Origin of the sequence: Streptomyces sp. NPDC090445, from assembly GCF_044769385.1 — a bacterium.
Classification (GTDB): Bacteria; Actinomycetota; Actinomycetes; order Streptomycetales; family Streptomycetaceae; genus Streptomyces.
Map to the genome: position 1 here is coordinate 22,301 of NZ_JBIVXV010000011.1, position 23,323 is coordinate 45,623.

Annotated in this window: 22 protein-coding genes; 5 read left to right on the top strand and 17 right to left on the bottom strand. The window is 71.0% G+C overall.

Annotated elements, in window-relative coordinates:
- Positions 1–160 precede the first annotated feature (160 nt).
- The 3 genes from ACIQUT_RS21625 to ACIQUT_RS21635 form a co-directional block, all read right to left on the bottom strand.
- Entirely contained in the window at positions 161–856 is a 696-nt protein-coding gene (locus tag ACIQUT_RS21625) for a DUF1963 domain-containing protein (RefSeq protein ID WP_403564751.1), read from the bottom strand.
- A 528-nt stretch (positions 857–1,384) separates the two neighbouring features.
- On the bottom strand, positions 1,385–1,474 hold the full coding sequence (locus ACIQUT_RS21630; RefSeq protein WP_403565066.1) for a DUF6368 family protein: 90 nt from the start codon (positions 1,472–1,474) through the stop codon (positions 1,385–1,387).
- Entirely contained in the window at positions 1,471–1,725 is a 255-nt protein-coding gene (locus ACIQUT_RS21635; RefSeq protein WP_403564753.1) for a DUF6368 family protein, read from the bottom strand. The genes ACIQUT_RS21630 and ACIQUT_RS21635 overlap by 4 nt, the downstream gene beginning before the upstream one ends.
- Positions 1,726–1,802: 77 nt before the next feature.
- Between ACIQUT_RS21635 and ACIQUT_RS21640 the strand changes: the two genes are divergently transcribed.
- From ACIQUT_RS21640 to ACIQUT_RS21650, 3 genes are all read left to right on the top strand, one after another.
- Positions 1,803–2,021, top strand: a complete 219-nt coding sequence (locus ACIQUT_RS21640; RefSeq protein WP_403564755.1) for a hypothetical protein — start codon at positions 1,803–1,805, stop codon at positions 2,019–2,021.
- A gap of 270 nt (positions 2,022–2,291) precedes the next feature.
- On the top strand, positions 2,292–2,915 hold the full coding sequence (locus ACIQUT_RS21645; RefSeq protein WP_403564757.1) for a hypothetical protein: 624 nt from the start codon (positions 2,292–2,294) through the stop codon (positions 2,913–2,915).
- A 284-nt stretch (positions 2,916–3,199) separates the two neighbouring features.
- Positions 3,200–3,829, top strand: coding sequence for a hypothetical protein (locus ACIQUT_RS21650; protein WP_403564759.1), 630 nt, complete (start codon positions 3,200–3,202; stop codon positions 3,827–3,829).
- Positions 3,830–4,065: 236 nt separating this feature from the next.
- Here ACIQUT_RS21650 and ACIQUT_RS21655 read toward each other — a convergent pair whose 3' ends face one another.
- From ACIQUT_RS21655 to ACIQUT_RS21710, 12 genes are all read right to left on the bottom strand, one after another.
- Positions 4,066–5,280, bottom strand: coding sequence for an alpha/beta hydrolase (locus ACIQUT_RS21655; RefSeq protein WP_403564761.1), 1,215 nt, complete (start codon positions 5,278–5,280; stop codon positions 4,066–4,068).
- A 179-nt stretch (positions 5,281–5,459) separates the two neighbouring features.
- Entirely contained in the window at positions 5,460–5,828 is a 369-nt protein-coding gene (locus tag ACIQUT_RS21660) for a S26 family signal peptidase (RefSeq protein ID WP_403564763.1), read from the bottom strand.
- A gap of 123 nt (positions 5,829–5,951) precedes the next feature.
- Positions 5,952–6,659 (bottom strand): response regulator, encoded by a 708-nt coding sequence (locus ACIQUT_RS21665; RefSeq protein ID WP_403564765.1) that lies wholly within the window; start codon positions 6,657–6,659, stop codon positions 5,952–5,954.
- On the bottom strand, positions 6,656–7,960 hold the full coding sequence (locus tag ACIQUT_RS21670) for a sensor histidine kinase (RefSeq protein WP_403564767.1): 1,305 nt from the start codon (positions 7,958–7,960) through the stop codon (positions 6,656–6,658). The genes ACIQUT_RS21665 and ACIQUT_RS21670 overlap by 4 nt, the downstream gene beginning before the upstream one ends.
- 182 nt (positions 7,961–8,142) lie before the next feature.
- Complete coding sequence (locus ACIQUT_RS21675) at positions 8,143–8,757, bottom strand: HAD family hydrolase (protein ID WP_403564769.1); 615 nt, start codon at positions 8,755–8,757, stop codon at positions 8,143–8,145.
- A gap of 151 nt (positions 8,758–8,908) precedes the next feature.
- On the bottom strand, positions 8,909–10,243 hold the full coding sequence (locus ACIQUT_RS21680; protein ID WP_403564771.1) for a sugar porter family MFS transporter: 1,335 nt from the start codon (positions 10,241–10,243) through the stop codon (positions 8,909–8,911).
- Entirely contained in the window at positions 10,240–11,289 is a 1,050-nt protein-coding gene (locus ACIQUT_RS21685; RefSeq protein WP_403564773.1) for a Gfo/Idh/MocA family protein, read from the bottom strand. Before ACIQUT_RS21685 ends, ACIQUT_RS21680 begins: the two co-directional genes overlap by 4 nt.
- A gap of 91 nt (positions 11,290–11,380) precedes the next feature.
- Positions 11,381–12,913, bottom strand: a complete 1,533-nt coding sequence (locus ACIQUT_RS21690; protein ID WP_403564775.1) for a GMC family oxidoreductase — start codon at positions 12,911–12,913, stop codon at positions 11,381–11,383.
- Between the two features lie 51 nt (positions 12,914–12,964).
- Positions 12,965–13,741 (bottom strand): SDR family NAD(P)-dependent oxidoreductase, encoded by a 777-nt coding sequence (locus tag ACIQUT_RS21695; protein WP_403564777.1) that lies wholly within the window; start codon positions 13,739–13,741, stop codon positions 12,965–12,967.
- On the bottom strand, positions 13,738–14,946 hold the full coding sequence (locus ACIQUT_RS21700; protein WP_403564779.1) for a sedoheptulose 7-phosphate cyclase: 1,209 nt from the start codon (positions 14,944–14,946) through the stop codon (positions 13,738–13,740). The genes ACIQUT_RS21695 and ACIQUT_RS21700 overlap by 4 nt, the downstream gene beginning before the upstream one ends.
- A 511-nt stretch (positions 14,947–15,457) precedes the next feature.
- A complete protein-coding gene (locus ACIQUT_RS21705; RefSeq protein ID WP_403564781.1) occupies positions 15,458–16,600 on the bottom strand; it encodes a sensor histidine kinase in 1,143 nt (380 codons plus the stop codon).
- Positions 16,597–17,250 (bottom strand): response regulator, encoded by a 654-nt coding sequence (locus ACIQUT_RS21710; protein ID WP_403565068.1) that lies wholly within the window; start codon positions 17,248–17,250, stop codon positions 16,597–16,599. The genes ACIQUT_RS21705 and ACIQUT_RS21710 overlap by 4 nt, the downstream gene beginning before the upstream one ends.
- 342 nt (positions 17,251–17,592) lie before the next feature.
- On the opposite strand from ACIQUT_RS21710, the gene ACIQUT_RS21715 reads away from it, so the two are divergent.
- The gene (locus tag ACIQUT_RS21715; protein ID WP_403564783.1) at positions 17,593–18,153 is read left to right on the top strand and encodes a histidine phosphatase family protein; all 561 of its coding nucleotides are present in this window, start codon (positions 17,593–17,595) and stop codon (positions 18,151–18,153) included.
- Positions 18,154–18,272: 119 nt separating this feature from the next.
- Here ACIQUT_RS21715 and ACIQUT_RS21720 read toward each other — a convergent pair whose 3' ends face one another.
- Complete coding sequence (locus ACIQUT_RS21720; protein WP_403564785.1) at positions 18,273–19,250, bottom strand: helix-turn-helix transcriptional regulator; 978 nt, start codon at positions 19,248–19,250, stop codon at positions 18,273–18,275.
- A 62-nt stretch (positions 19,251–19,312) separates the two neighbouring features.
- On the opposite strand from ACIQUT_RS21720, the gene ACIQUT_RS21725 reads away from it, so the two are divergent.
- Positions 19,313–20,599, top strand: a complete 1,287-nt coding sequence (locus tag ACIQUT_RS21725) for an epoxide hydrolase family protein (protein WP_403564787.1) — start codon at positions 19,313–19,315, stop codon at positions 20,597–20,599.
- 125 nt (positions 20,600–20,724) lie between these two features.
- Here ACIQUT_RS21725 and fxsT read toward each other — a convergent pair whose 3' ends face one another.
- Positions 20,725–23,310 (bottom strand): FxSxx-COOH system tetratricopeptide repeat protein, encoded by a 2,586-nt coding sequence (gene fxsT, locus ACIQUT_RS21730; protein ID WP_403564789.1) that lies wholly within the window; start codon positions 23,308–23,310, stop codon positions 20,725–20,727.
- Positions 23,311–23,323 lie beyond the last annotated feature (13 nt).

The following is a 23,323-nucleotide window of genomic DNA, read 5'->3' on the forward strand; positions in this document are numbered from 1 at the left end:
CCACGATCGCCGTCCGGGGCACGGGCGCGGGCCCGGTTGCGGCTGCCGGCTGCCGGCTGCCGACTGAGCCTGCAGGCTGGTTGCGGTGGTCGCGTGCGACGGCTGCAGGAGCATTCGTCCCGCAGCGCTTACGCAGCGGCCGCGCACCGGCACCCGGAGGTCACGAGCAGTCGAACCAGTGCCCAATGGGGCGATCAGGACAGGCGCGGCACTCGAAGATGTACACGCCTCCGGCGTCGCCGAGGCACAATCCGGCGGGGTCGTGGGCGTCGGACTCCCAGCGCCGGCCGGCCGGGTCGTTGGCGTCGGCTCGGTCCTCATCGGGAAGCCAGGTGCGCCAGGACTCGCCGTCGAACTCCCAGCTGGCCACCGTCAGGAGGTGCTCCATCCGGCTGCCGCACCCTTCGCAGTCGGGCCAGTACGGTTCCTGCGTCCAGCCCGGATAGCCGCCCAGCTTGATCCCAGGGGCCTCCGCAAGGTGGTGGGAGTACCGCAGGCCGGTTTCGGCGAGCAGTGCGTCGAAGCGGCCCCTGAGCGCGTCATAGACGTCATCGGGAAGGTCCCAGCTCGGATACTCGGTCACCTGCTCCGGGTGCACCACACAGGGAGCCGGGTACCAGTCCACGGGCAGTCCGGGCGCCGGCGCAGGGGTCGGCTGTACCTCGCCGATGGCGCCGGAGTCCCGCCAGTGGACCTGGGGCAGGGGGTAGCAGAACTCGCCGTGGGCGTAGGGACACCACAAGACCTGCAACAGGTCCGTCCCGTCAGGGAAGGGCACGCCGGGGGCATCGGCCCGGTGCACCTGGACGATGGGGACCATGGGCGTGGCGGGTTCCAGCCGACTCGTGGTGTCCATGTCGTAGTGCTCTTCCCGGCACACCGGCCACGGCTCCTCGGCAGGCCACAGCAGAGGACCTCCGACGGAATTCTCCCTGCAGGTCGGAGAACCGGGACGCGGGTGCAGGCGGACGGCCTGACGGCGGAAGGGCAGCACCTCAGGAAAGAGGCTCTCCACATCGACCGGACGGCTGGGCGTGTGACGGGACATGCGCAGGACTCTAGGACGCCCATCTGACCGCCGGCCCGCCGGGGGTGCGACGGCTGGGCCAGCCGGGACCAGCTACCACTTCCGCGTTGCACCGGCGCTCGCCCGTCTGCCATGCGGGGCTGGGTGCGCGAGGGGCGCGGCTGCCGACCCGGGTCCTCGGCATGTCGAGCAGAGGGATCAGGCATGGAGCAGACCTGGGAGCCGGCCGATTCCGGTGTGTCGCATCGGGGGCGGGTGGAGCTCTGCTCGCTGACGGCAGCGTCCGGGGGCCGGCGTAATTCGATCTCCTGCGAAAGCGCGGCCTGCCAGCAGGACTGAACGCCGCCTCGCAGTCGACTATTTGACCAGTCTGAAGCCAGGCTGAGCAGCCCACGCGCGCAGGAACTCCGCCGTACCGACAACGGTCGGCAGCGGACCGTCCGTCATTGCGAGCACGCCCGGAAGGCCGGCCACGGCTTCAACCTGCCATCCAGCAGCTCAGCATGGGCAACGCCGCCGACCACGTCCATGACGGCAGCCGTCAGCAGGGCCGTGGCGAGGTGGTCGACCGGCCTGTTGCACCCGGCGACGACGTCCACGGCAGATGTCGGGCTGAAGCCGATGAGGGGTTCCAGATCGGGTCCGTCCGCATGCTCGGCCTCGAAGACCCATCCCCGATTCCCGGCCCCATGACACACACCAGAAATGGTCGGCGACCGTCGACTTCCCCCGTGGACGGCTGCCGGCGCGCGCTGCGGCCGACGGACAACGCCGCGTGCTGGAACTCGCGCTCGCCTCGTGGAGCTACCGGCGCTCGGTCAACGCCTGCGGGCATTTCCCGAACGAGACCGCCGCCCTCAAGCGGCTCTACCTCACCACCCTCGCCCTCGACCCGACCGGCAAGGGCCGCAAGCGCTGGACCAGCCGCTGGAAGGAAACGATGAACGCGTTCGACATCGCCTTCGACGGCCGCCTCTCGACCGAACGAGTGTGAGCCAACCAGATCAACGAGAAACCTCTACGCCAACCGAGTGGTGAACACCGCTTTCGTGATACTCCCTACCAGGCGCCCTGATCGCCCGGTTGCCTCGGCGATCGAAACCTGTGACGACGTCGGACCTCCGTGGAACACGGAGCGCTCGGTGACCGCCCGGGTCAACGCCTGTGCACGAAGCTGAGGATCCGCGGTCGGCGGACGGCCCTTTGGGCCAGTTCTGCAGGTCCGTCGCCCGGGTTGTCGGACCTGTCTGGCAGGGTGCGTGCTGTGGAAGAGTTCTTGGGAGTTCAGAGGCCGGCGCGCAGGATCCTGGATGCGGATGAGGCGGTCGCCGCGTTGGAGCGCGTGGTGCCGGGTTTGGTGGTTCTGCGTCGGCGGGAGCCGGCCGTGTACGACTGGACGGCAGCTGAGGATGCCCTCGGAACTGCTTTGCCTGCCGATTTCAAGCGTCTCTGCGAGTGGTACCCCGCGTTCGTGCTGGACGACTTCATGTCTGCCGGCCTCATCCATTCAGGGCAGGAGACGGACCTGGCCCGTCAGATCCGTGAGGAAAGGGAGTGGTGGGCTTCCGGAGCGTATGGGGATCTGCTTCCCGCCGGTCTGGTGCCGGGCGGACTGTCGTCCTGGGGGGAGTCGATGGAGGGGGACCGGTTCTTGTGGACTTCCGTGGCGGAGGGGCCTGAGCACTGGCTGGTCACTGTCTGCTCGCGTAATGGTCCCTGGTGGCATTACGAGGGCGGGATGGCGCAGTTCCTGGCGGAGCTGTGTGCCGGCACACTGGAGCCCTGGGCACTGCCTACCGTCCGACCCGAGGTCACTGGTTGGTTCGATGAGCGAGGCGCCCACGTCTGGGTTGGTGAACAAGAGGCCTTCACCGCGGCGGAGGACTGAACGGCTTGCCCGCAGGGCGGCGGGCCCTGGTCCTGGAGGCGAAGCCGGACGGGCCCGTCCTGTGAGGTTCGGTTGTGGTGGGTGGTGGGCGGGGCGGCGTGTCTGGGCCAGCCGTTGGTCAATGCCCGGTGTGAGGGTGTGGAGGCTGAGCAGACCGACCTGGCGGACGGCGTCGGGCCGGTCGGCAGGCCGCTGTCCGGGCCCCCGCAGGCGCGTGCGAGACTCCTGCGGTATTTACCGGGGGAACGGTCTCCGGGCCCACTGCGGCATGGGGGACTCCACACATGCACACCAGCACGACCAGATCCGTCGCGGTGGCGACGGCCGCCGTACTCTGCGCGGTGTTCGCCGCCGGATGCCGGAGCGGCGCAGAGCCGCTTGACCCGCCTGCGCCCTCAGCCCCGGCGTCGGCCGCGGCATCGCCTTTCTCCTCGGGGGCCTTCGACAAGGCGGCCGCGCAGGCCGACCTGGACGCTGCCGTCACGGTCGCCGGCGGCGCACCGGCGGGGACGGGGGACGGACTGCCGACGCCCACCTCTTCGGACGACCCGCCGGCCACCGACACGGAGCGGAAGCGGGAGGAGGTCGTCGCGCGGGTGGCGGCCTGCTCGGTCGCTTGGTCGAGCGACGGTATGAGCGCCCGGGGGCAGGCCGATACCGCGGAGACGCAGCGGCAGTTCCACGCTGTTCTCCCGGAACTCGCGCGGCTCGGCTGGCAGGAGACCCGTGCCATCGAGAAGGTGCCGGTCGGCGAGAAAGAGTCGATGATCAGTACCAACTACAAGAAGCAGGGGTGGACGCTGATCGTCCGTCACACCGAGATGGGCCTGTTCAGCATGGTCACGATCACTGGCACCGAGGACGCCTGCGCCGAGCGGTTCACCGACGAGGAGCTGGCCCTCCTGGAGGACTGACGACCTCCTGCACGGTCGGTGTGAGGACGTGGTCAGCCGCGAGTCGGCCCGGCGGCCAACCGGCTGACCGGGCACGGATCCGCATGCTGGGGCACGGCCTCTGCGTCGCGGTTATGCCCAGCTCACTCCCGGCTGGGCGAGCGCGGCGAGTTGGTCGGGGTGGAGCCGGTCGCGGTCAGTGGTCCGGTGCAGGCGCTGAGGGCGAGGCCCGCAAGGCCGCGACCGTGGGGGCCGTGTCACGTGTTCTTGTTGAGGAAGTCGAGGAGGATCCGGCGGCTGGTCTGGGAGGTGAGGCTGCCGTAGGCGTCATCGAAGGCGTGCTCGGAGAAGGGGAGTTCCTTCACCGTCGTGTCCACGCCCTTGGCCTGGAGCGAGGCGCCGAAGTCCTTGATGGTTTCGGGGCGGGCACTGCGGTCGCGGTCTCCCACGACGAGCAGGGTGCGCTGCAGGCCCTTTCGGATGTCGGTGGTCGGGGAGACCTCGCGGTAGCGCTCGGGGTAGCGGGCAGGCGTGCCGCCGGTGAAGAGTTCTGCGGCCTCACGGGTGCCGGCGACGTCTTCCTTCCACATGTCGTCGACGTCGGTGCCCGGGTAGAAGCCGACGACGGAGAACGGGGGCTTGGGAATGGTGCCGTCGGTGGCCCGCATGGTGCCGTTCTGGAGGCGGTAGGCCGTGTTCATGGCGAGCGTGCCGCCGGCCGACATGCCGCCCAGCGAGATGCGGGAGGAGTCTATGCCGTACTCGTCGGCGTGGTCCCGCGTCCAACCCAGGGCGGTCATGAGGTCCTGTGGGGCTTTGTCCCACGTGGGGCGGTCGGGGGTGGCCAGTCGGTAGTCGACCGCGATGACGGCCACACCGCGGTCCGCCAGCCAACGGCCGGTACCCCGCAGGTCGCTCTTGTCGAAGGTGTGGAAGCCTCCGGCATGGGCGAGCACGATGGCCGGCACCTTGTTGCCCCGGCTCTTCGTGGCCAGGTACACGTCCGCTTCGAGCGCCTCGCCGTCACGGGTGGCATAGATCCGGGTCGTGTCCGGTGCGGCACCGCCGGGGGAGGCGAGCCGGCTGAAGACCTGGCTGAAGGAGACCTTCGTACCGGCGTCGCGCGCGGCGGTGAACTGAACACCCCCGATGCCCAGAGCGGCGATGGCCGACAGTGCGGTCACTGAGGTGAGGGCGCGCCCCCAGCGGACCAAGCCGCCACGCCAGGCCACGGCTCCCGGAACGGCGCCAACCAGGGCGAGGAGCGCCACGTGGAAGGGGTACTGTCCGCCGATGACCGGGCCGATGACGCCGGCCTTGGGGATGGCCGGAAAGTAGGCACCCAGCGTGATCGCAGCCGTGAGGAAGGCCAGGACCGAGGCGATCGCAGCGAGAACGACACGTAGGCACCTCTTGATCTTGCCGGGAGGCGAGGCCTGGGAGTCAGGTACCGGGCATGGGGCGATGGACATGGCGGCGTTCCTTGGAGATGTGGGGCGCGGGAGGACGGTGCCTCCGAGCAGGGCTCCACCAGGTTCGCTTTCAGGGCCGGTGATCTGCGTCCCCCGCAGGGGCCAACCTGCGGCGTAGCCCTCCAGGGCTACGCCGGTCCCCGGGGAGCGGTCGGAACTCGTCCGTACCGAAGACGGCTTCAGGCTGAAGAGTCGTCGGAGTCGGCTGCGAGCGTCTTGCGCACGGCTCCTGACCGGGGGACGCCGTCGACTTCCACACAGATGCCAAAAACGCGGCCGTGGCCGGTCCAGCCGTTGACGTTGCCACGGTTGTTGCTGATCTGCACCCGCTTCCTGGCGGGGTCCACGGACGAAACCAGGTGTAGGTAGACCGTCCCGGCGACCCGGGCGAGGACGATGTCCCCGACCTCCAACGTCGACGGGTCGACCGGAGCAACGACCACCTGTTGTCGACTGCGTATCAGCGGGACCATCGAGGAGCCACTGGGCCGGAACGTCACGGTGGCTCCGCCGGCAACCCTGCCCGCCACTGCATCCAATGCACCCATCCGATGAGCGTGGCAGATTGCGCTGTATCACCCCACCGATTTACTCCTCCTCGGCCCCATCGGCGAGGTGAACGGTGCATGATGCGGCATCAGAGGCGGGGCGCAGTGATCCGGAGGGAACGGCTACGGACAGGTGGCGGTTCGGAGCGAGGGGGTCCGGTGGGCGGCGTTGCCGGGTGCGACCAGGCCGGTTTCGTAGGCGAAGACGGCGGCCTGGGTGCGGTCGCGCAGCTGCAGTTTGCGCAGGATGCGGCCCACGTGGGTCTTGACCGTCTCCTCCGCGACGACCAACACCTGGGCGATCTCCGCATTGGACAGGCCCTGGGCCACCTGTGCGAGGACTTCGGTCTCGCGGTCGGTGAGGGCATCGATGCGCACGCCGGTCGGCTGCTTGGCGCTGGGACTCACGCGGGAGAACTCTGCGATGAGCCGCATCGTGATGTCGGGGGCGAGCAGGGCCTCGCCCCGGGCCACCACCCTTACGGCTTCCGCGAGCTGGATGCCGGAGGCGTCCTTGAGGAGGAAGCCGGAGGCCCCGGCGCGCAGCGCCTCGTATACGTACTCGTCGAGGTTGAAGGTGGTCAGGATGAGGATCTTCGTCGAGGTCCCGGGGGTGGACGTGATCCGGCGGGTGGCCTCGATGCCGTCCAGGCCGGGCATCCGGATGTCCATCACGATCACGTCGGGCGCCAGCTCCTCGGCCCGGGCGACGGCCTGCGTGCCGTCCCCGGCCGTGGCCACGACCTCGATGTCGGGCTGGGCGCCGAGCAGGACGGAGAAGGCATCCCGGACCATGGCCTGGTCGTCGGCGATGAGCACGCGGATGGTCATGCGTAGGTCTCCTTGTCGGCGGCGGGCTCGGGCGTAGGCGCGGGTGCGGGGCAGGCCGGCAGGGCCGCGCTCACCTCGTAGCCGCCGTCGGGGGTGGGGCCAACGGCGAGTTCGCCGCCGAGCATGGCGACGCGCTCCCGCATGCCGATGACACCGTGCCCGGCACCGGGTGACGGGGCAGCGGGGAGTGTGGCGGGCCCGTTGACGACCCTCAGGCACAACGCATCGTGTGCGTAGGTGAGTTCGATGCTCGTCGCGGCACCGGGGGCATGGCGCAGAACGTTGCTGAGGGCTTCCTGGATGATGCGGTAGGCAGACAGCTCCACGCCCGGGGGCAGATGACGAGCGGTGCCTTCGATCCGGGTGGTGGCGCGGAGGCCGGCAGCTCGCACGTTGCCGAGCAGCCCGTCGAGCTGCGCCAGGGAGGGCTGCGGGCTCGTGCCGGTTGTGCTGTCGCCCGGACCGTTCGACCGCAGGAGGCCGAGCATCTGGCGCAGTTCGGCCAGCCCCTCCAGCGCGTTGGCGCGGATTGAGGCCAGCTCGGTGACCAGCGCCGCTGGTGGAGCCTGAACCCGGTAGGGCGCGGCATCGGCTTGGATGGAGATGAGCGACAGGTGATGGGCCACCACGTCGTGCAGCTCGCGGGCGATTCGGGTGCGCTCTTCCAGGACGGTGCGCAGCGCCCGTTCCCGGGCCGTGGCGGCCATCTGCTCGGTGAGGCGTGCATGGTCCTCGCGGCGGCCGCGCACCACGGCTCCGATGAGCAGGGCCAGAGCGAACAGCGAGATGGCTCCGGTGATCATCGTCCAGGAGCCGACGGTACAGCCGGACAGCTTCAGCGCAACGGCCAGCACGGTGCTGAGTACGGCCGCGGTGATCGCCGAGAACAAGCGCACCCGCAGCGCGAAGAGGAAGAGGACCCCGGCGTGCACCATCCACACGTAGATCCGGGTGTCGTGGGTGGGCGGATACGCCAAGGTGATGCCGGTGACGAAGGCCATCGACAGCCACCAGACGGCCGCCGGCCAGCGCAGCGCCACCACCAACATGGCCGCGTGCCCGGTGGCCAGGATCGGGGCGGTCGTGCCCGCCGCCGCAGCGGTGATCAGAACGGCTGCGAAGCACACGAGGCTGTGGGGCAGCCAGCGTAGCCAGCGCGGCCAGGCCAACGGCGGCATGGGGCAGCCCCGTAGGGGGATCAGATCAGCCCGCAGGATGCGAAGGCCGGGGCGGTCTGCCATCGCAGCGAGCGTATCGGACACGTGTTCATTATCTGACATCGCCAGTACTTCACTGTTCATCCCTGACGAATCTACGGAGCAACGCCTTGGCAGGCATCGCGCTGGAGAGCCACATCGGTGTGTAGCTCTCCAGGGGGACGACACAGATGGCATCGAGAGACAGTCTGGGGAGAGGGCGGGAACAGGTCGGGTCGACCCTCGCCCTCACCTTCGCCCGGGGCACCGGGGGACACACAGTGCGGTCAGGCACCGGACCGGGGACGGGTGCGGGTGTGGGGGCGGACGTCGATGACCGTCATGCCTGCCGAGCGGGCAGCCTCGATGCCCTCGTCACTGTCCTCGTAGACCGTGCAGCGCGCAGGACGTACCGCGAGGAGCTCGGCCGCACGCAGGAAGATGTCGGGTGCGGGCTTGCCCCGGTCGACGTCGTCGCGGGTCACCAGCGTGTCGAAGTGCCCGCTGAACGGCTGGTGGCGCAAGGTCTCCTCGATGACGCGGCGCGCTCCGCCGGACGCCACCGCCATGGGGACCCGGCCGTGCATGGCCTCGACGACCTGGAGCACCTCCCGGTGCGGCCGCACGGCGTGGGCCTCCTTCAGGAACATCTCGTCGCGGTCGGCGACGAGATGCCCCACGGGGCGGGACAGTTCGAGGGCGCGTTCGCGGATCAGCGTGCGGATCATCTCCCCCGACGAGAGGCCGGTACGGGCGTCGAACCACTCCTGTTCCAGGCGTACGCCTTCCGTGGCCAGGACGGCCGCCATGGCACGGTAGTTGGCGTACTGGCTGTCGACCAGGGTGCCGTCCCAGTCGAAGAGCAGGCAGTCGGCGTGGTGGGGGGTGAGGTCGGGGTGCATGCGAAGGTCCTTGCGGGTGCGGGTGCGGGTGCGGGTGCGGGTGCGGGTGCGGGTCGGTGGCGGGCCGGTGCGGGTTCTGTGATCGGGCCGGTCCGGCAGGGTGGTCCGGGACAGGCGGGTCGAAGGGGCGCGGAGGGTGTTCAGAGGGCGTTCAGCCGGCGTGGCGCACAGCGGCTTCCGGCTGGCCGGCCGCCATCAGCGGCCTGCCCCTGGTCTCGGGCATCCACCGCGCCAAAGCCAGCGCCGAAGCGCCCGTGACGGCCGCGTACAGGGCGAACGTCCCGGCCAGCGACAGCTGCTGGACCAGGGGGAGGAACGTGGTGGCGACCACGAAGTCCGCCGCCCAGTGGGCCGCGGTGGCCAGGCTCATGAGCGCTCCTCGTGCCTCGGAGGGATAGATCTCCGATATGTACACCCAGAACACCGCGGCAGGGCCGATCGCTCCGGCCGTGATGAACACGCACAGCAGGGCGGCGGTGACCGCGCCGTCGTGGCCGAGGAGCCCGGCGGCAGTGATGCCCAGGGCGGTGATCGCCATGACGACGAGTCCGCCGATCATCAGTGGCCGTCGGCCCCAGCGGTCCAGGAACAGCACGGTGACCACCGTGGCCGCGACGTTGCACAGCCCCACCAGGATCGAACCGACGATCCCGCCGGCCGATGTCAGACCGCCGGCGGCCAGGATGGTCGGCGCGTAGTAGATGGCGGTGTTCAGGCCGGTCAGGTGGACCAGCACGGCGATCGCCAGGCCCAGCGCCACCCACCGGCGCCCTGCCCTGGCGCAGGCCTGACGCAGGCCGGTGCCGCGCACGCGCACCGGGGCCCGCACTGCGGGGCCGCTCCGCGTCGCGATGCCGAGCCGGGCAGCCGCCAGTGCCGCCCGGGCGCCGTGGCCCCGGCTGTGCAGCCAGTCCGGCGACTCGGGTACGAGGAACACTCCGCCCAGCAGGAGGAGGGCGGGGGCGATGCCCAGGGCCAGCATCCAGCGCCAGGCTCCGGCCGGTTCGAGGGCGTAGGCGACGATGTAGGACAGCAGCAGCCCGACCGTGATCATGAGCTGGTTGAGCGTGACCAGGGCGCCTCGGCGGGCCGGCGGCGAGATCTCCGAGATGTACAGCGGTACCGCGAAGGACGTGGCTCCCAGGGACAGGCCGACCAGGAAGCGCCCGGCGAGCAGCGGCCCGCTGCCGGTGGCGGCCGCGGAGGCGAGGGTGCCCAGCGCGTACACCCCGGCCGCCGAACCGATCACGGGAAGCCGTCCGAAGCGGTCGGCGAGCCGGCCGCTGCTGGGAGCCGTCACGGCGGCTCCCAGCAGGGCGGCGGACACGGCGGCGCCCTGGGCCCAGGACGAGAGGCCGTAGTCGGCGGTGACGAGCGGCAGGGCGCCGGCGATGACGCCCGTGCCGTAGCCGAAGAGCAGCCCGCCGACCGAGGCGACGCAGACCGTCAGGGTGCGGGTGGCCGCCGGTGATCTCGTCGGGCTCACAGGCCCTCCGGCACCGTGTCCGAGACACCCGTGATGTCCACGGCGGCGCCGCCGGCGGCGGCCGAGGCCACGAGCGCGCTGCCCACCCGGGCCGTGCGCCGGGACTCCGCGAGCGACATCGGGGCGGGCCCGCCCCCGCGCACGGCCCGCGCGAAGGCTTCGACCTGGCGCTGGTAGTGGTCCGTTGCCGGGATGGTCTCCTCGCGCACGCCGTCCGTGGTGAGGACGGTGATGACCCCGTCCTCACCGCCCATGGCCCACGCATTGCGCACCGTGAGGGTGCCGCGGGTCCCCTGGAGCTCGTAGGCGGCGCGCGGCCCGTAGTCGATGCTGTAGTCGACGACCGCGGAGCGCCCCTGCCCGAAGTCCATCGTCGCGACCGCGCTGGAGTCCACGCCGAGGCCCGGGCGGCTGCTGAATCGGGCGCTCACCTGCCGGGGGGCCTGCCCGAAGAACAGCAGCGGGACGTCGACGGCGTAGCAGCCGACGTCCCAGGTGGCTCCGCCGCCCAGCGCAGGGTCCAGCCGGATGTTGCCGCTGCCGGCCTCGATGCGGAACGCGAACGACGCCCGTACGAGACGCAGCTCGCCGATCTCGCCGGAGGCGAGGATCTCGGCGGCGCGCCGCTGCTGCGGGTGGAAGCGGTACATGAAGGCCTCCATGACGGTGCGCGATGCCGCCCCGGCCGCCTTCTCGATGCGCGCGCAGCCGTCCTCGTCCATCGCCATGGGCTTCTCGACCAGGACGTGCTTGCCGGCCGCCAGGGCCCGCAACGTCCACTCGACGTGTTCGGTGTTGGGCAGCGGTACGTAGACGGCGTCGACGGCGGGGTCCGCGAGGAGCGTCGCGTAGTCGCGGTGGGCCGTGGCGCCGAGAGCACGGCCGAGCCCGGCCGCGGCGGCCGCCCGTTCGGGCCGGCTGGCGACGGCGGCCAGCGTGCAGCCGGGTGTCGCGGCGATGGCGGGCATCAGGTGGCCGGCGATGTAGGAGGTGGCGCCCAGGACACCCCAGCGCAGGGTGGCGTTCCGCTCGTCGCGGGCCGTCATGCGTGCTCCTGCCGAAGTGCGTGCTTCTGCCGAAGTACGTGATCCTGCTTCTGCCGAAGCGCGTGCTCCGGCCGTCGTGCGGTGTCCTGCCTCATGCGTTGTCCTCCTGGATGAACCGGGCTGCGCGTTCGGCGACGGCGGCCACGGCTGCGTGGATGTTGCCGGTGATCATGTTCGGGATGACGGAGGCGTCGGCCACCCGCAGCCCGCTCGTGCCCCGCACCCGCAGCCTCGGGTCGACGACCGAGCCGGCGTCTGCGTCGACGCCGATCCGGCAGGTGCCGACCGGGTGGAACTGGGTCTGGGCGTTGGCCCGTACGAACGCCTCCAGTTCGCGGCGGGTGGCCGTCGCGGCGAGCGGTGCGCGGCCGGTGGTCAGGCCCGCGAGCGGGTCGGTGGCGGCGATGTCACGGGCGATGCGCACCCCCTCCACCAGGACGTCGAGGTCGGCGGGGTCGGTGAGGTAGGCGGGGTCGATCAGGGGGTGCTCGCCGGGGTCGGCGGAGGTCAGGGTCAGCCGGCCGCGGCTGGCGGGGCGGGTGACGCCCGGGCCGATGGTGAAGCCGTGGCCGAGGCGGGCCGCGTTGTTGAGGTCCTTCATCGGAGCGAAGGACAGCTGCACCTCCGGTGTGTCCGAGGTGCTGCCGAGGCACACGAAGCCCCCGGCCTCGCCGAGGTTGGAGGAGTCGGCGACGGAGTGGCCCTCGGCCGTGTCGTAGGCGAGCGAGACCTGCACGTGGTCGTGGAGGTTGGAGCCGACGCCCGGCAGGTCGACGGCCACGGGAATGCCCAGCGCCGCCAGGTCGGCCGCCGGGCCGATGCCGCTGAGCAGCAGCAGCTGGGGGGCGGCGACGGCTCCCGCGCACACCACGACCTCGGTGGTGCAGCGGATCGGCGTCACCGCGGCGCCGCGCCGGATCAGTACGCCCGCCACGCGGCCGGCCTCCGGCAGCAGGCCGTGCACGGTCGCGTCCGTCACGAGGGTGAGGTTGGGGCGTTCCAGGGCGGGGCCGAGGTGGGTGTGGGCGGTGTGGCCGCGGCGGGCCGGTGCGCCGGGGGCGGCGGCGGTGCGGGTGGTGCGGTAGAGGCCCACGCCTTCCTGCCGGCCGGCGTTGAAGTCCGGGTTGCCGGGCAGCCCGTACTTCTGCGCGGCTTCGACGAACGCCGCGGCGAACGGATGGGGCTCGGTGTTCTCCGCCACGGGGAGGCTGCCGTACCGCGCCTCGTGGGCGGGGCCTTCCAGGCGTTCCAGATACGGCAGCAGGTGGCGGGCGTTCCAGGTGTCGCCACCCCAGCGCTGCCACGCGTCGAAGTCGGAGGCGGCGCCGCGGATGTGCACCATGGCGTTGATCGCGGCGGATCCGCCGACGACCCGGCCGCGGGGCCAGGCGAGGCGCCTGCCGTCGAGGGCGGCCTGCGGCACGGTGCGGTAGCCCCAGTCCAGCTCGCCGCCGAGCAGTGACGGCCAGGCGGAGGGCCGGGCGATCCGCGCGTCGGTGCCGGCCGGTCCGGCTTCCAGGAGCAGGACCCGCCGGCGGGGGTCCTCGCTGAGCCGGGCGGCGACGATGCTGCCGGCCGCGCCCGCGCCGACCACGATGTAGTCGTAGGGGGTGGAGCTTTCCATGGGTGTGTCCTTCGCTCTTCCGAGCAGGGGGAGGGGGGTGGTGCGTCGGTGTCAGGTCGCGAGGAATCCGCCGTCGACGCCGATGACCTGCCCGTTGACGTACGAGGAGGCGGGGGAGAACAGCCACAGCGCCACATCGGAGACCTGCCGCGGGGTGCCGATCTCCCCGGACGGGATCAGGCCCCGCCAGGCCGTCGCCCCGCCGACGGCCGCCTCGGAGGCGGTCAGCATGTCGGACTCGACGGGGCCGGGGGCGACGGCGTTGACACGGATGCCCTCACGGGCGTGTTCGACGGCCGCCATGCGGGTCAGGGACACCGCTGCGTGTTTGGAGGCGGCGTACGCGCCGATGCCGGGGAAGACGGTGCGGATGCCGTGCACCGACGTGTTGTTGACGATGCTGCCGCCGCCCTGGGCGGACATGATCCGCAGCTCCTCCCGCATGCACAGCCACAGCCCGCGGGTGTTGACGGCGAAGGTGCGGTCGAAGTCCTCGGGAGCCAGGTCCGCGAGGCGCCCGTCGCCGGGAATCCCGGCGTTGTTGAAGGCGCAGTCGACCCTTCCGTACAGTTCGACGGCCCGTGCGAACAGGTCCTGGACCTGGGCGGGGCTGGTGACGTCGCAGCGTACGAAGCGCGCTTCACCCCCGTGCGCCCGGATTTCGCGCTCGGCCTCGGCGCCGCGCTCCTCGCTCCGGGCCGCGATGACGACGCGCATTCCGGCTTCGGCGAACGCGGCGGCGGAGGCCCGGCCGATTCCCGTGCTGCCGCCGGTGACGACCACGACCGCGTTCTGCGGCGGCTGGTGGGCGTCGGCTCCGTCACTCATCGGTCGGCTCCGACGCATTGCTGCGGCCGGCCGGCGTCCGACCCCAGCAGGCGGCCCATGCCCGCGCACGCCCGCTCGATCTCGCTGTCGGTCACGTCGTTGAGGAAGCACACCTCGCCGATCGCGGTGAGGATCGGCAGGTTCTGCTTGCCGTCGCGGTGCAGCACGGTGTCCGCAAGGCCCTCCAGGACGAGTTCCACGTCGCAGAAGAGCGGGTGCGAAGGTGCGAGCCCCAGGCGTCGCGCCACGGCGACGAGGCGGTCGAACCGGTCGCCGTCGATCAGGCCCCGGCCGACGGCGATGAGCGCGGAGAAGACGCAGTCCATGGCCACGGCTTCACCGTGCAGCAGCTCGGGGAGGGCCCGCATCTCCACCAGGGGCGAGAACGAGTGCCCGTAGTCGACGGACCGCTTCAGGTCCTTCTCCCACAGATTGGGCTGGAGCTCCTCGGCCATTCCCGCGATGGCCCGGCCGATGACCTCGTCGGCAACGGTTGCCTCCAGACCCCCGCTGCCGGGCTCCGGGTCCTGGAAGCGCTTCTCGATGAGCTCCGCGCCGTACTCCTCCAGGAGCTCGAACAGGCGGAGGTCCTTGATCAGGGCCATCTTGAAGATCTCGCCCATGCCGTTGCGCAGCTGCCGGTCGGGGACGGTCGCGAGGAAGGAGCGGTCGATCAGCGTCCTCGGCGGGGGTGTGTAGGCGCCGAGGCGGTTGCGGTACCCGCCGTAGTTGATTCCCGACTTTGCGGCCACGCTGACGTCCACTTGGCCGAGGAGGGTGGTCGGTACCCGGACGAAGGGGATGCCGCGCCGGTAGAGGCTCGCGGCGAGCCCCACCACGTCGGCGACGACGCCGCCGCCGATGACGATCGGCGGGGAGCTGAGGCGGTTGGTGCCGACCTCGTTGAGCTTGTCGACCACCTCCAGGACGCGCTCGATGGATTTGTTCTCCTCCGAGCCGGGAAGCGTCAAATAGTCGACGCTCACTGCATTCTCTGCGAAGTAGGCGCGGATTTTCGCGCCGTACAAGTCGTCCACGGAATGGTCGAGGATGACGAGCCGTGTTCCTGCGCCGCGACCCCCACCCGGAACGGTGAGGAGTTCGGGGTTCGCCGGATTCAGCAGGCCGTGGGCTTTGACGATCTCGTATTCGACGGGTAATTCCGTCCGGATCTTCCAGCTTTGCTGGCGCGTGGAGTCCTTCATGGTGCTTCTCCCTCTCGCTGATACAGCGTTCGGTTTGTTGCACTATGAAACATACAGGGGGAGGGGGGTGGTGCAAGCGGGTTGTTTGCGCGTTATGCCCATCTTGGGCGACGCATTGATGAGCGAGATGAGTCGTCTTCTGTCCCCGCCTGTCCTGTTCTGGTCGGACGCGGTGGCAGTTCGCGCCGTGACCTGAAATGCACCCTACTTCGGTCTGCGGTTCCCGGATTCGCTTGAGGAGGGGCGTCCGGCCCGTCGGTGCCGCGGGCCGAAATGATTCGCTCGGATCCGCTCTCGACGGGGTTGGAATCCGGATGGCGGGCTGAAATTCGTATACGGTCCGGCCGCTGCCTTTGTGGCGCACGTCACCGTCAAATCCGCCGCCGCCATCCATCATTTGAGACGCGCGAGAACCGCCGATTCGGACGGCCCGCGGGAAACCGCCGGTAACACCGTGGATGCCGGCGCCGGCCGCGGACGCCGCACCCGATACGAGCTGTGCCCCCGGCCGCTACCCTGCGTGCCCGGGCGCGACCCCGGCGGATCGCGGGACGCCCTCGACCGGCAGCTCCAGGCTGAGCCGGAAGCCGCCGTCGGCCGTCGGTCCCGAGGTGACGTTTCCGCCGAGAAGGGCGGCGCGCTGGCTCAGGCCGGCCAGGCCGTAGTGGGCACCGGGCAGCGGCAGCGCGGGCCGGCTGGGCGCGGTGTTGGTGACCGTTACGCGGATCAGGCCGCTCTCGTGGCGCAGGTCGACCTTCGCGGTGGCGCCGGGGGCGTGTTTGCGCGCGTTGGTCAGCGCTTCCTGGACGGTGCGGTAGACGGCCCGCTGCACGGTCGGCGGGAGTCCGTCGGGAAGCTGCGAGCTCAGCTCGGTCTCGATGCCGCTGCTGTCGACCAGCTGCCGGATGTCGGCGAGGGAGGGCTGCGGGGTGAGTTCCGTGGGCCGTCCCCCGGACGCCCGCAACACGCTGACCATGTGGCGCAGCTCGTCCAGGGTCTGGACGCTCAGCCGCCGGATCGTGGCCGCCGCCTCCTTGACCTGCGCGTCACGCGTGCCGACCTGGAGTGCACCGGCCCGTACGGCGATCAAGCCGACCTGGTGGGACACCACGTCGTGCATCTCTCGCGCGAGCTGCGCACGCTCCTTGGCCAGGACGGCCTGGGCGGTCAGCATCTGCTCGTGGTCGCGCGCCTCCGAGATCTCCGCCAGTCGCGCCGACAGGTCCCGCCGGGTCTGGACGAGCTGCCCCAGGAAGATCGGGGCGGCCGCCGTCGCCGCCGTGTACCCGAACGTGATCAGCGTCGTGGCCCTCGTCAGGTCGAGGGTCGGTGTGAGCAGCGCCGGCGTCCTGGTGATGTCACTGATCGTGAAGGCCAGGGCGCATCCCGCCAGGAGGATGCGGTGGCGGCTGAGCGAGGCGAGGGTGTACAGCGCGACCAGGCAGGCGAAGACCGCGTCCGAGAACAGGACTGCGGGCAGGGTGAGCGCGAAGGTCACGAGCGGCAGGCGACGGCGCAGGAGCAGGGCCAAGGCCGCGACGAGGGCGCAGGCCATGCGCATCGGCTCGTCGCTGTCCCAGTGGACCCAGACGTCCGCCAGTGCGACCGCCACCACGGCGGCGTCCAGCAACGCGGGTGTGCGGCGGCTGATCATTGCGTCTCCGTCCCCAGGAGGCCGGCCCGCTGGGCCAGCAGGGCTGCCTGGACGCGGCCTCCCACCTCGAGCTTGATGAGGATGGCGCTGACGTGGTCCTTCACCGTGCCGGTACCCAGGTGCATCCGTTTGGCGATGTCGGCGTTGGACAGTCCCTCGCCGATCAGGACCAGCACATCGCGCTCCCGGACGGTCAGCCGTTCGAGCAGGCGTGCCTCGGGAGCCTGAGCCCCGGCGGTCAGGAAGCCGTCCACCACGGTCCGCGTGACCTTCGACGACAGTACGGTGCCGCCCTCGGCCAGGGAGCGCACCAGGAACGGAAGCTCCTCCGGGTCGGTGTCCTTGAGCAGGAAACCGGCCGCACCGGAGCGCAGCGCCGTCTCCACGTATTCGTCCATGTCGAAGGTCGTCAGCATGGCCACCACCGGCGGAGCGGGGAGCCGGCGCAGCTCGGCCAGGACGGTGAGTCCGTCCATATCCGGCATCCGGATGTCCAGGAGCACCAGATCGGGCGCCGTCTCGCGCACCACCTGCAGCGCCCGCCCGCCGGAAACGGCCCCCACGACCTCGATCCCGTCCGCGGCGTCAAGGATGTGCCGGAAGCCCGTGCGGATCAACGCTTCGTCGTCTACCACCAGAACCCGGATCACGTGTGCTCCATTCGACATCTGGACCACAGTCCGATTCGTACCACTCTAGAACTTTTTGCACCGGTTCCCGGTGGCAGGACCCACCGCTCAGCAGGTTCCCACCAGCCGATCGGCGGGGGCGTTCGGGACATGTGGCGGATGGTTGCGGCGGCAACGGTCGCCGAACCTGAACATGTGCGCGCATCCCGGCGCCGGCGCTCCCCGGTCCCCTGCACCGGTGGCTCTGCCGAGGCGCGACGACGTACGGCCCATGCGCTGCGAACACTCCCGCCACACCCGTCGCCCAGCCGGTGCGACGGTCACGCTCCGGCGCCACGCCGGACGCGGAAGGAGGGCATCCACATGACGGTCCGCCTGACACTCGTGTGTGCGGCCGCGGGGAACACCGCCGGCATCTTCGGCGACCGGCCCCAAAGCGCGCGGACGCCGTACTCGGCGACCACGGCCGGTATGTTCCCGCCACCACCCCACTCGTCCACCCTCCGGGCTCCCTCGAGTCGCTGTGCGACCACGGCCGACGAGTTCGGACTGAAGGCCACACCCGAGCTGGCCCTGCGCGATTTCGACTACGGCGAGTGGAGCGGCCGCCAGATGGCCGAGATCGCCGCCACCAACCCCTACGGTTTCAGCGCATGGCTCACGGACCCCGACGCCACACCGCACGGAGGGGAATCCGTCCGGCAGCTCTGCCGCAGGACCGCCGCCTGGCTGCACGACCTGCCGCAGGACGAGGAGGACGCCCTGGCCATCACCGAACCGGGCGTCATCCGCGCCACGATCCTGCACGCCCTGTCCGTTCCGGCCAGGGCCTTCTGGCACATCAAGGTGCCGCCCCTGTCCATCGTGACCGTCACCTCACGCGCCGACCGTTGGGACGTCCAGTTCAACGGCATCACGCTCTGAACCGTTTGCAGGGCCCGGGCTCCGCACCGGCGACCCCGCCGGCGGCCGATCCTGGCTGCGTCCGGAACTCGGCGCCGGGCGGAGGGCGTGGCGCCGGGCGGAGGGCGTGGCGCCGAACGTCACGGAGGAGGGGCCGAGGTCGGCGGTATGGAGTTGAGGCAGCGGTCGCCCTGGGCGCGGAGGGCTGCGGCGAGTCCGGGCGGGAAGTCGACGAGGGTGAAGTCGGTGTCCACCGAGGTGATCATCCAAGCGAGGTCGCGCGGGGTGTCGGCCCCCAGGTGCAGCAGGCAGCTGTGGTCGTCGACGGGCTCGATGACCCCCATCCCGGGCCAGACGCGGTCGGCGACCACGGCTGCGGATTCGTGCAGGGTGACCGTTGCCCGGAAGGGCCACGCCTGCGCGGAGAGACGGCGGGCCACGTATGCGGCAGCGTCACCGTCGGGTACGTCGCGGGGCGTGAACCGCGGGCCCGTCGGCGTGCGAGGGGCGAGCCGGTCGACGCGGAAGGTGCGCCAGTCGTCCCGGTCGGTGTCCCAGGCGACGAGGTACCAGTGGCGGTCGAAGCTGACCAGGCTGTGCGGTTCGACCGAGCGGACGCTGGTGCCGAGGCGGGGGCTCGTGTAGTCGAAGCGCAACCGCTCGTATCGGCGGCACGCCTCGGCGATGACCACGAGCGTGTCCGCGGAGACCTTGGGCGCCGGGGCCACGCCGGCCCGGACGGTGGCGCTGCGCAAGGTGTTGACCCGGTGCCGAAGCCGGGCGGGGAGCAGGTGCTCCAGTTTGGTCAGGGCGCGCAGGGCGGACTCCTCGATCCCCACCACCGAACCGTCCGCCCCGGTACGCAGGCTCACGACGACGGCGACGGCCTCCTCGTCGTCGAGCAGCAGCGGCGGCAGCTTGGATCCGGGCCCCAGCCGGTAGCCGGCGGTGCCCTGGGTCGCCTGGACCGGGTAGCCGAGGTCGCGCAGCCGCTGTACGTCCCGGCGCAGCGTGCGCGGGCTGACAGCGAGGCGTTCCGCCAGTTCGCTCCCTGACCACTCACGCGGGGTCTGCAGCAGGGACAGCAGTTTCAGCAGCCGTCCGGAGGTTCCCAACATGGGACCAGAGTGCCGCAGGCTTGGGAACGGAACTGACCTAAGCGAGCCGTAGCGTCACGGCCATGGCGAACACGACCACGACCACGACCACGACCACGACGACGCCCACGACCTCCGCTGTCCACCCGTTCCGCATCGACGTCCCGCAGGACCAGCTCGACGACCTCCGCTCCCGCTTGTCCGCCACCCGGTGGCCGGACGAACTGCCCGGGGTCGGCTGGAGCCGCGGTGTACCGGTGGCCTATCTGAAAGACCTGGCCGAGCACTGGCTCACCGCCTACGACTGGCGGACGCACGAGGCGGCGCTCAACGCGTTTCCCCAGTACCGCACGACCATTGCAGGGCAGAGCCTCCACTTCCTGCACGTACGGTCCCCCGAGCCCGATGCCACCCCGCTGCTCCTGCTGCACGGCTGGCCGGGCTCGGTGGTCGACTTCCTCGACGTGATCGGTCCTCTCTCCGATCCCCGGGCGTACGGCGGTGATCCCGCCGATGCTTTCCACCTGGTCGTCCCCTCACTGCCGGGATTCGGCTTCTCGACCCCGCTGGCGGGGCCCGGAATGGACTCGGCCGCAATGGCCTCGGTGCTGGCCGGGCTGATGTCCCGTCTCGGCTACACGCGCTACGGCGTCCACGGCTACGACACCGGCTCCTGGGTCGCGCCGCAGATGGGCCGACAGGAACCGGAGCACGTCATGGGCGTCCACGCCAACGCGGTGATCACCTTCCCGGCGGGGGAGGAAGGCGAAACGGACGGCCTCACGGAAGCCGAACAACGGCGCTGGCAGGCCATGCAGAACTTCAACGACGGCTATCTGCAGTGCAACGCCAAGCGCCCGCAGACCGTCGCCTACGCCCTCACCGACTCGCCGGTCGGGCAGCTCGCATGGATGGTGGAGAAGTTCAAGGAGCTCACCGATCCCGAGGACGGGCTGCCCGAGGACAGCATCGATCGGGACCGCATCCTGACGCAGGTCTCGCTGTACTGGCTGACCGGAACCGCCGCCTCGGCCGCGCAGGTCTACTACGAGGAGGTCTCCGCGGTTTCCGCGGTCTCCTGGGGCGGGGATGCCGACGACGACCGGGACAACGGCCGGGACACCGCTCCCGCCCACGACTGCGCGGAAAGCGACGGACGGGAGGGCGACTGGGCGGCGGCCGGCGGGCGCGGGACCGTCCCGACCGCCGTCCTGCTCTCCACCCGTGACGTGACGATCCGCCGCTGGGCCGAACGCGACCACAACGTCGTCCGCTGGACCGAACTCGACCGCGGTGGCCACTTCCTCGCCATGGAAGCCCCCGACTCACTCGTCGCCGACCTACGCGCGTTCTTCAGCAGCCTGCGCTGACCGGAACAGAGGGGAAGGCGCCCCGCGCCCGGATACGTGACCGGCAGTTGTTCGCGATCGACGACGAGGTCACGGGGCCACGAACCTCTCCTTCGCCCGCCGGGGGAGCAGCGGGGGCTGTCGAGCTACCGCTCGTGCCCCATGGCGTCCAGTCGGCTTTTGAGCTGTCGCGTGAGCGTGTGGTTCTCCCCGAGGACGCGCCGGGCGTCGCCGTGTGCCTCCTCGTAGTGGATCAGTGCCTGGGCGATGTCGCCGGCGAGGCGGTGGGCACCGCCGAGCGTGCCGCGGGAGGCGATGGCATCGGGGTGGTCCCTGCCCAGCACGCGAACCCGGTCGTCCAGGACGGTTTTCAGCACGGGCAGCGCGGCGTCGAGCCGCCCGCTCTGCGCGTGCGCGCAGGCGAGGTTGTTGCGCGCTGTCAGCGTGTCGGGGTTGTCGGGTCCGAGAACCGTCGTCCGGCTCTCCAAGGCTTCCTCGAACAGGGCGATTGCCCGTTCGGACGCACCGGCGGTGCTGCAGCACGCCGCGAGGTTGTTGACGGACGTCATGACGTCCGGGTGGTCGGGGGGCAGCACGCGGCGCCGGTCGGCGAGGACCGCCTCCGCCAAGGCGACCGCGCGTTCGTCACCGGCATCGTTGTAGGCGAGGGCCAGGTCGCTGCGGGAGGTCAGCGTGTCCGGATGGGCCGTGCCCAGCACGCGTGCGCGGTCGTCGGCCGTCCGCTCGTACAGCGCTGTGGCCTGTGCCAGGTCACCGATGTCGCAGTACACGGAGGCCAGGTTGTGGGCGATGCTGAGGGTGTGCGGGTGGTCCGGTCCGAGCACGCAGCGGACGTCGCTGAGCAGTTCGGTGTACAGCGGGATCGCGAGGTCCGGGCGGCCTGCCGAGCTATGGGCGTACGCGAGGTTGTTGCGGGCTGTCAGCGTGTTCCGATGGTCCCGGCCGGCCTTGTCCTCCTGTCGGGCCAGGACCTCGGTGTACAGCGGGATCGCGAGGTCCGGGCGGCCCGCCGAGCCGTGGGCGTGCGCGAGGTTGTTGCGTGCCATCAGGGTCCGCTGGTCGTCGGGGCCGAACAGCCGGAGCGAGTCGTCGAGCGCGGCCTTGAGCTGGTCGATGGCCGGCTCGGTTCTGCCCGCTGCTTCGTGGGCCCCGGCGAGAAGGATCCGGGTGACGACGGTTGCCGGGTGGTCCGGCCCGAGCAGGTCATGGCGGCCGGCAAGGGCCGACTCGAACAGGGGGATCGCACGGGTGATGTCCCCGGCTTCCTCGTACGCCGAGGCGAGCGCGACGCGCAGGGCAAGGGTGAAGCGGTGTTCCGTGCCCATCTCGTGCTCATACGCGTGCAGTACGCGCTTCAGGTAGGGCACGGCGCGGTGCTGCAGGTCCTGCCTGATCAGGGAGGTGGCGGTGCTGAGGAAGAGGCCGTCGGCGGAGGGGAGCGGGTCGTGGCCGGCCGAGTTCGCGACCCACGCGTCGATGTGCGGGAGAAGGTGCCGGACGGATGCGTCGGCTCGGGGTGCGTCCTCGGGGACGGCGGCGGCGAGCAGAGCGACGGCGGCGGTCCGCCCTTCGGCGACGGCTTCGGGGCTCCGGTGCGGATCTCCCTCCTCCGGGGTGCGGCCGAGGGCCTGGACAAGCCGGTGGACGGCCACGGTGCCCGTCTCCGGCTCGGGGGTGATCATGCTGTAGGCGATCAGGAGACCGATCGCGTTGTTCACGGCTGGCGGGTCGGCGAGGCTGCCGAGCAGGGTGACGGGGATGTTCTCGGGCGCATACCAGGCCAGGATGCGCAGCAGATCCGTGGCCAGGGGTTCGAGGGCGGTGATCCGGTCCAGGGTGATGTTCCAGATCCGAGCGATGGTGTCGTCGGCCCGGGTCGTGGCCGAGCCCTGGCGGTACATCGCCGCCGGGTGGCCGGCGAGGAGGGCCAGGTAGGCGCGGGGGGTGGTCAGCGTGTTCTGGGCCAGGTACGCGCCCACTTGCTTGAGGGCGAGGGGCAGGTGGCCCAGTTCTTCGCACAGCTCGGCAGCGCCGTCCAGGTCCCGGGGGCCGGCGGCGGTGGTGACCCGGGTCAGCAAGGCAAGGGATTCTGCCGGGCCGAGGACGTCGAGGCGGACCACGGTGGCGGCAGCGGGCCATGAGGCGGCGAGACGGCTGGTGATGAGGAACCGGCCGGCGGGGGCACGGGCGAGGAGGTGGGCGATGTCGGCGGGGTCGTTGACGTTGTCCAGGACGAGCAGCCAGCCGGTGTGGGTGGCCAGCCATTGCAGGGCGTACTCGGCGAGCGCCTCGGCCGGCTGCCGCAGCAGGCTGGTGAGGGCGGGCTGCAGGGCGGTGGCCAGGTCGGCCAGGCCCTGCTGCACGCCGGCCGGGCTGTCGGCGGTGATCCAGCGGACGGGTGTGTGGCCGTGCGGGCGGGTGGCGGCCCAGTGGGCCGCCAGGGCGCTCTTGCCGATCCCGCCCAGCCCGTGCACCGCCTGAACCAAGGCGCTGCCGGGAGTGTTCAGGGCGGCATCGAGGAGGTCGAGCTCGTCCCCGCGGCCGACGAAGTGGTGGGGGCGGTCGCGCAGATCGTCCAGGCCCCCGGGAGCGTTCACCTCGGCGGCAGGCCGCAGTACTTCAGGTGGCAGGCTCACCGAGGTGATGGCGTTGTAGACGCCCGAGACGGCGATTCCACCGTTCGTGGCGGTCGCGTTCCCACTGCCGGACACCCGCTGCATGCCG

Excerpts from the sequence above, each read along its gene's own strand:
- ACIQUT_RS21675 (WP_403564769.1), bottom strand. The coding sequence starts at position 8,757 with ATGCACCCCGACCTCACCCCCCACCACGCCGACTGCCTGCTCTTCGAC.
- ACIQUT_RS21725 (WP_403564787.1), top strand. The coding sequence starts at position 19,313 with ATGGCGAACACGACCACGACCACGACCACGACCACGACGACGCCCACG.
- ACIQUT_RS21660 (WP_403564763.1), bottom strand. The coding sequence starts at position 5,828 with ATGGGTGCATTGGATGCAGTGGCGGGCAGGGTTGCCGGCGGAGCCACC.
- ACIQUT_RS21705 (WP_403564781.1), bottom strand. The coding sequence starts at position 16,600 with ATGATCAGCCGCCGCACACCCGCGTTGCTGGACGCCGCCGTGGTGGCG.
- ACIQUT_RS21700 (WP_403564779.1), bottom strand. The coding sequence starts at position 14,946 with ATGAAGGACTCCACGCGCCAGCAAAGCTGGAAGATCCGGACGGAATTA.
- ACIQUT_RS21630 (WP_403565066.1), bottom strand. The coding sequence starts at position 1,474 with ATGACGGACGGTCCGCTGCCGACCGTTGTCGGTACGGCGGAGTTCCTG.
- ACIQUT_RS21685 (WP_403564773.1), bottom strand. The coding sequence starts at position 11,289 with ATGACGGCCCGCGACGAGCGGAACGCCACCCTGCGCTGGGGTGTCCTG.
- ACIQUT_RS21695 (WP_403564777.1), bottom strand. The coding sequence starts at position 13,741 with ATGAGTGACGGAGCCGACGCCCACCAGCCGCCGCAGAACGCGGTCGTG.
- ACIQUT_RS21690 (WP_403564775.1), bottom strand. The coding sequence starts at position 12,913 with ATGGAAAGCTCCACCCCCTACGACTACATCGTGGTCGGCGCGGGCGCG.
- ACIQUT_RS21670 (WP_403564767.1), bottom strand. The coding sequence starts at position 7,960 with ATGAACAGTGAAGTACTGGCGATGTCAGATAATGAACACGTGTCCGAT.
- ACIQUT_RS21625 (WP_403564751.1), bottom strand. The coding sequence starts at position 856 with ATGGACACCACGAGTCGGCTGGAACCCGCCACGCCCATGGTCCCCATC.
- ACIQUT_RS21720 (WP_403564785.1), bottom strand. The coding sequence starts at position 19,250 with ATGTTGGGAACCTCCGGACGGCTGCTGAAACTGCTGTCCCTGCTGCAG.
- ACIQUT_RS21655 (WP_403564761.1), bottom strand. The coding sequence starts at position 5,280 with ATGTCCATCGCCCCATGCCCGGTACCTGACTCCCAGGCCTCGCCTCCC.
- ACIQUT_RS21650 (WP_403564759.1), top strand. The coding sequence starts at position 3,200 with ATGCACACCAGCACGACCAGATCCGTCGCGGTGGCGACGGCCGCCGTA.
- ACIQUT_RS21715 (WP_403564783.1), top strand. The coding sequence starts at position 17,593 with ATGACGGTCCGCCTGACACTCGTGTGTGCGGCCGCGGGGAACACCGCC.
- ACIQUT_RS21665 (WP_403564765.1), bottom strand. The coding sequence starts at position 6,659 with ATGACCATCCGCGTGCTCATCGCCGACGACCAGGCCATGGTCCGGGAT.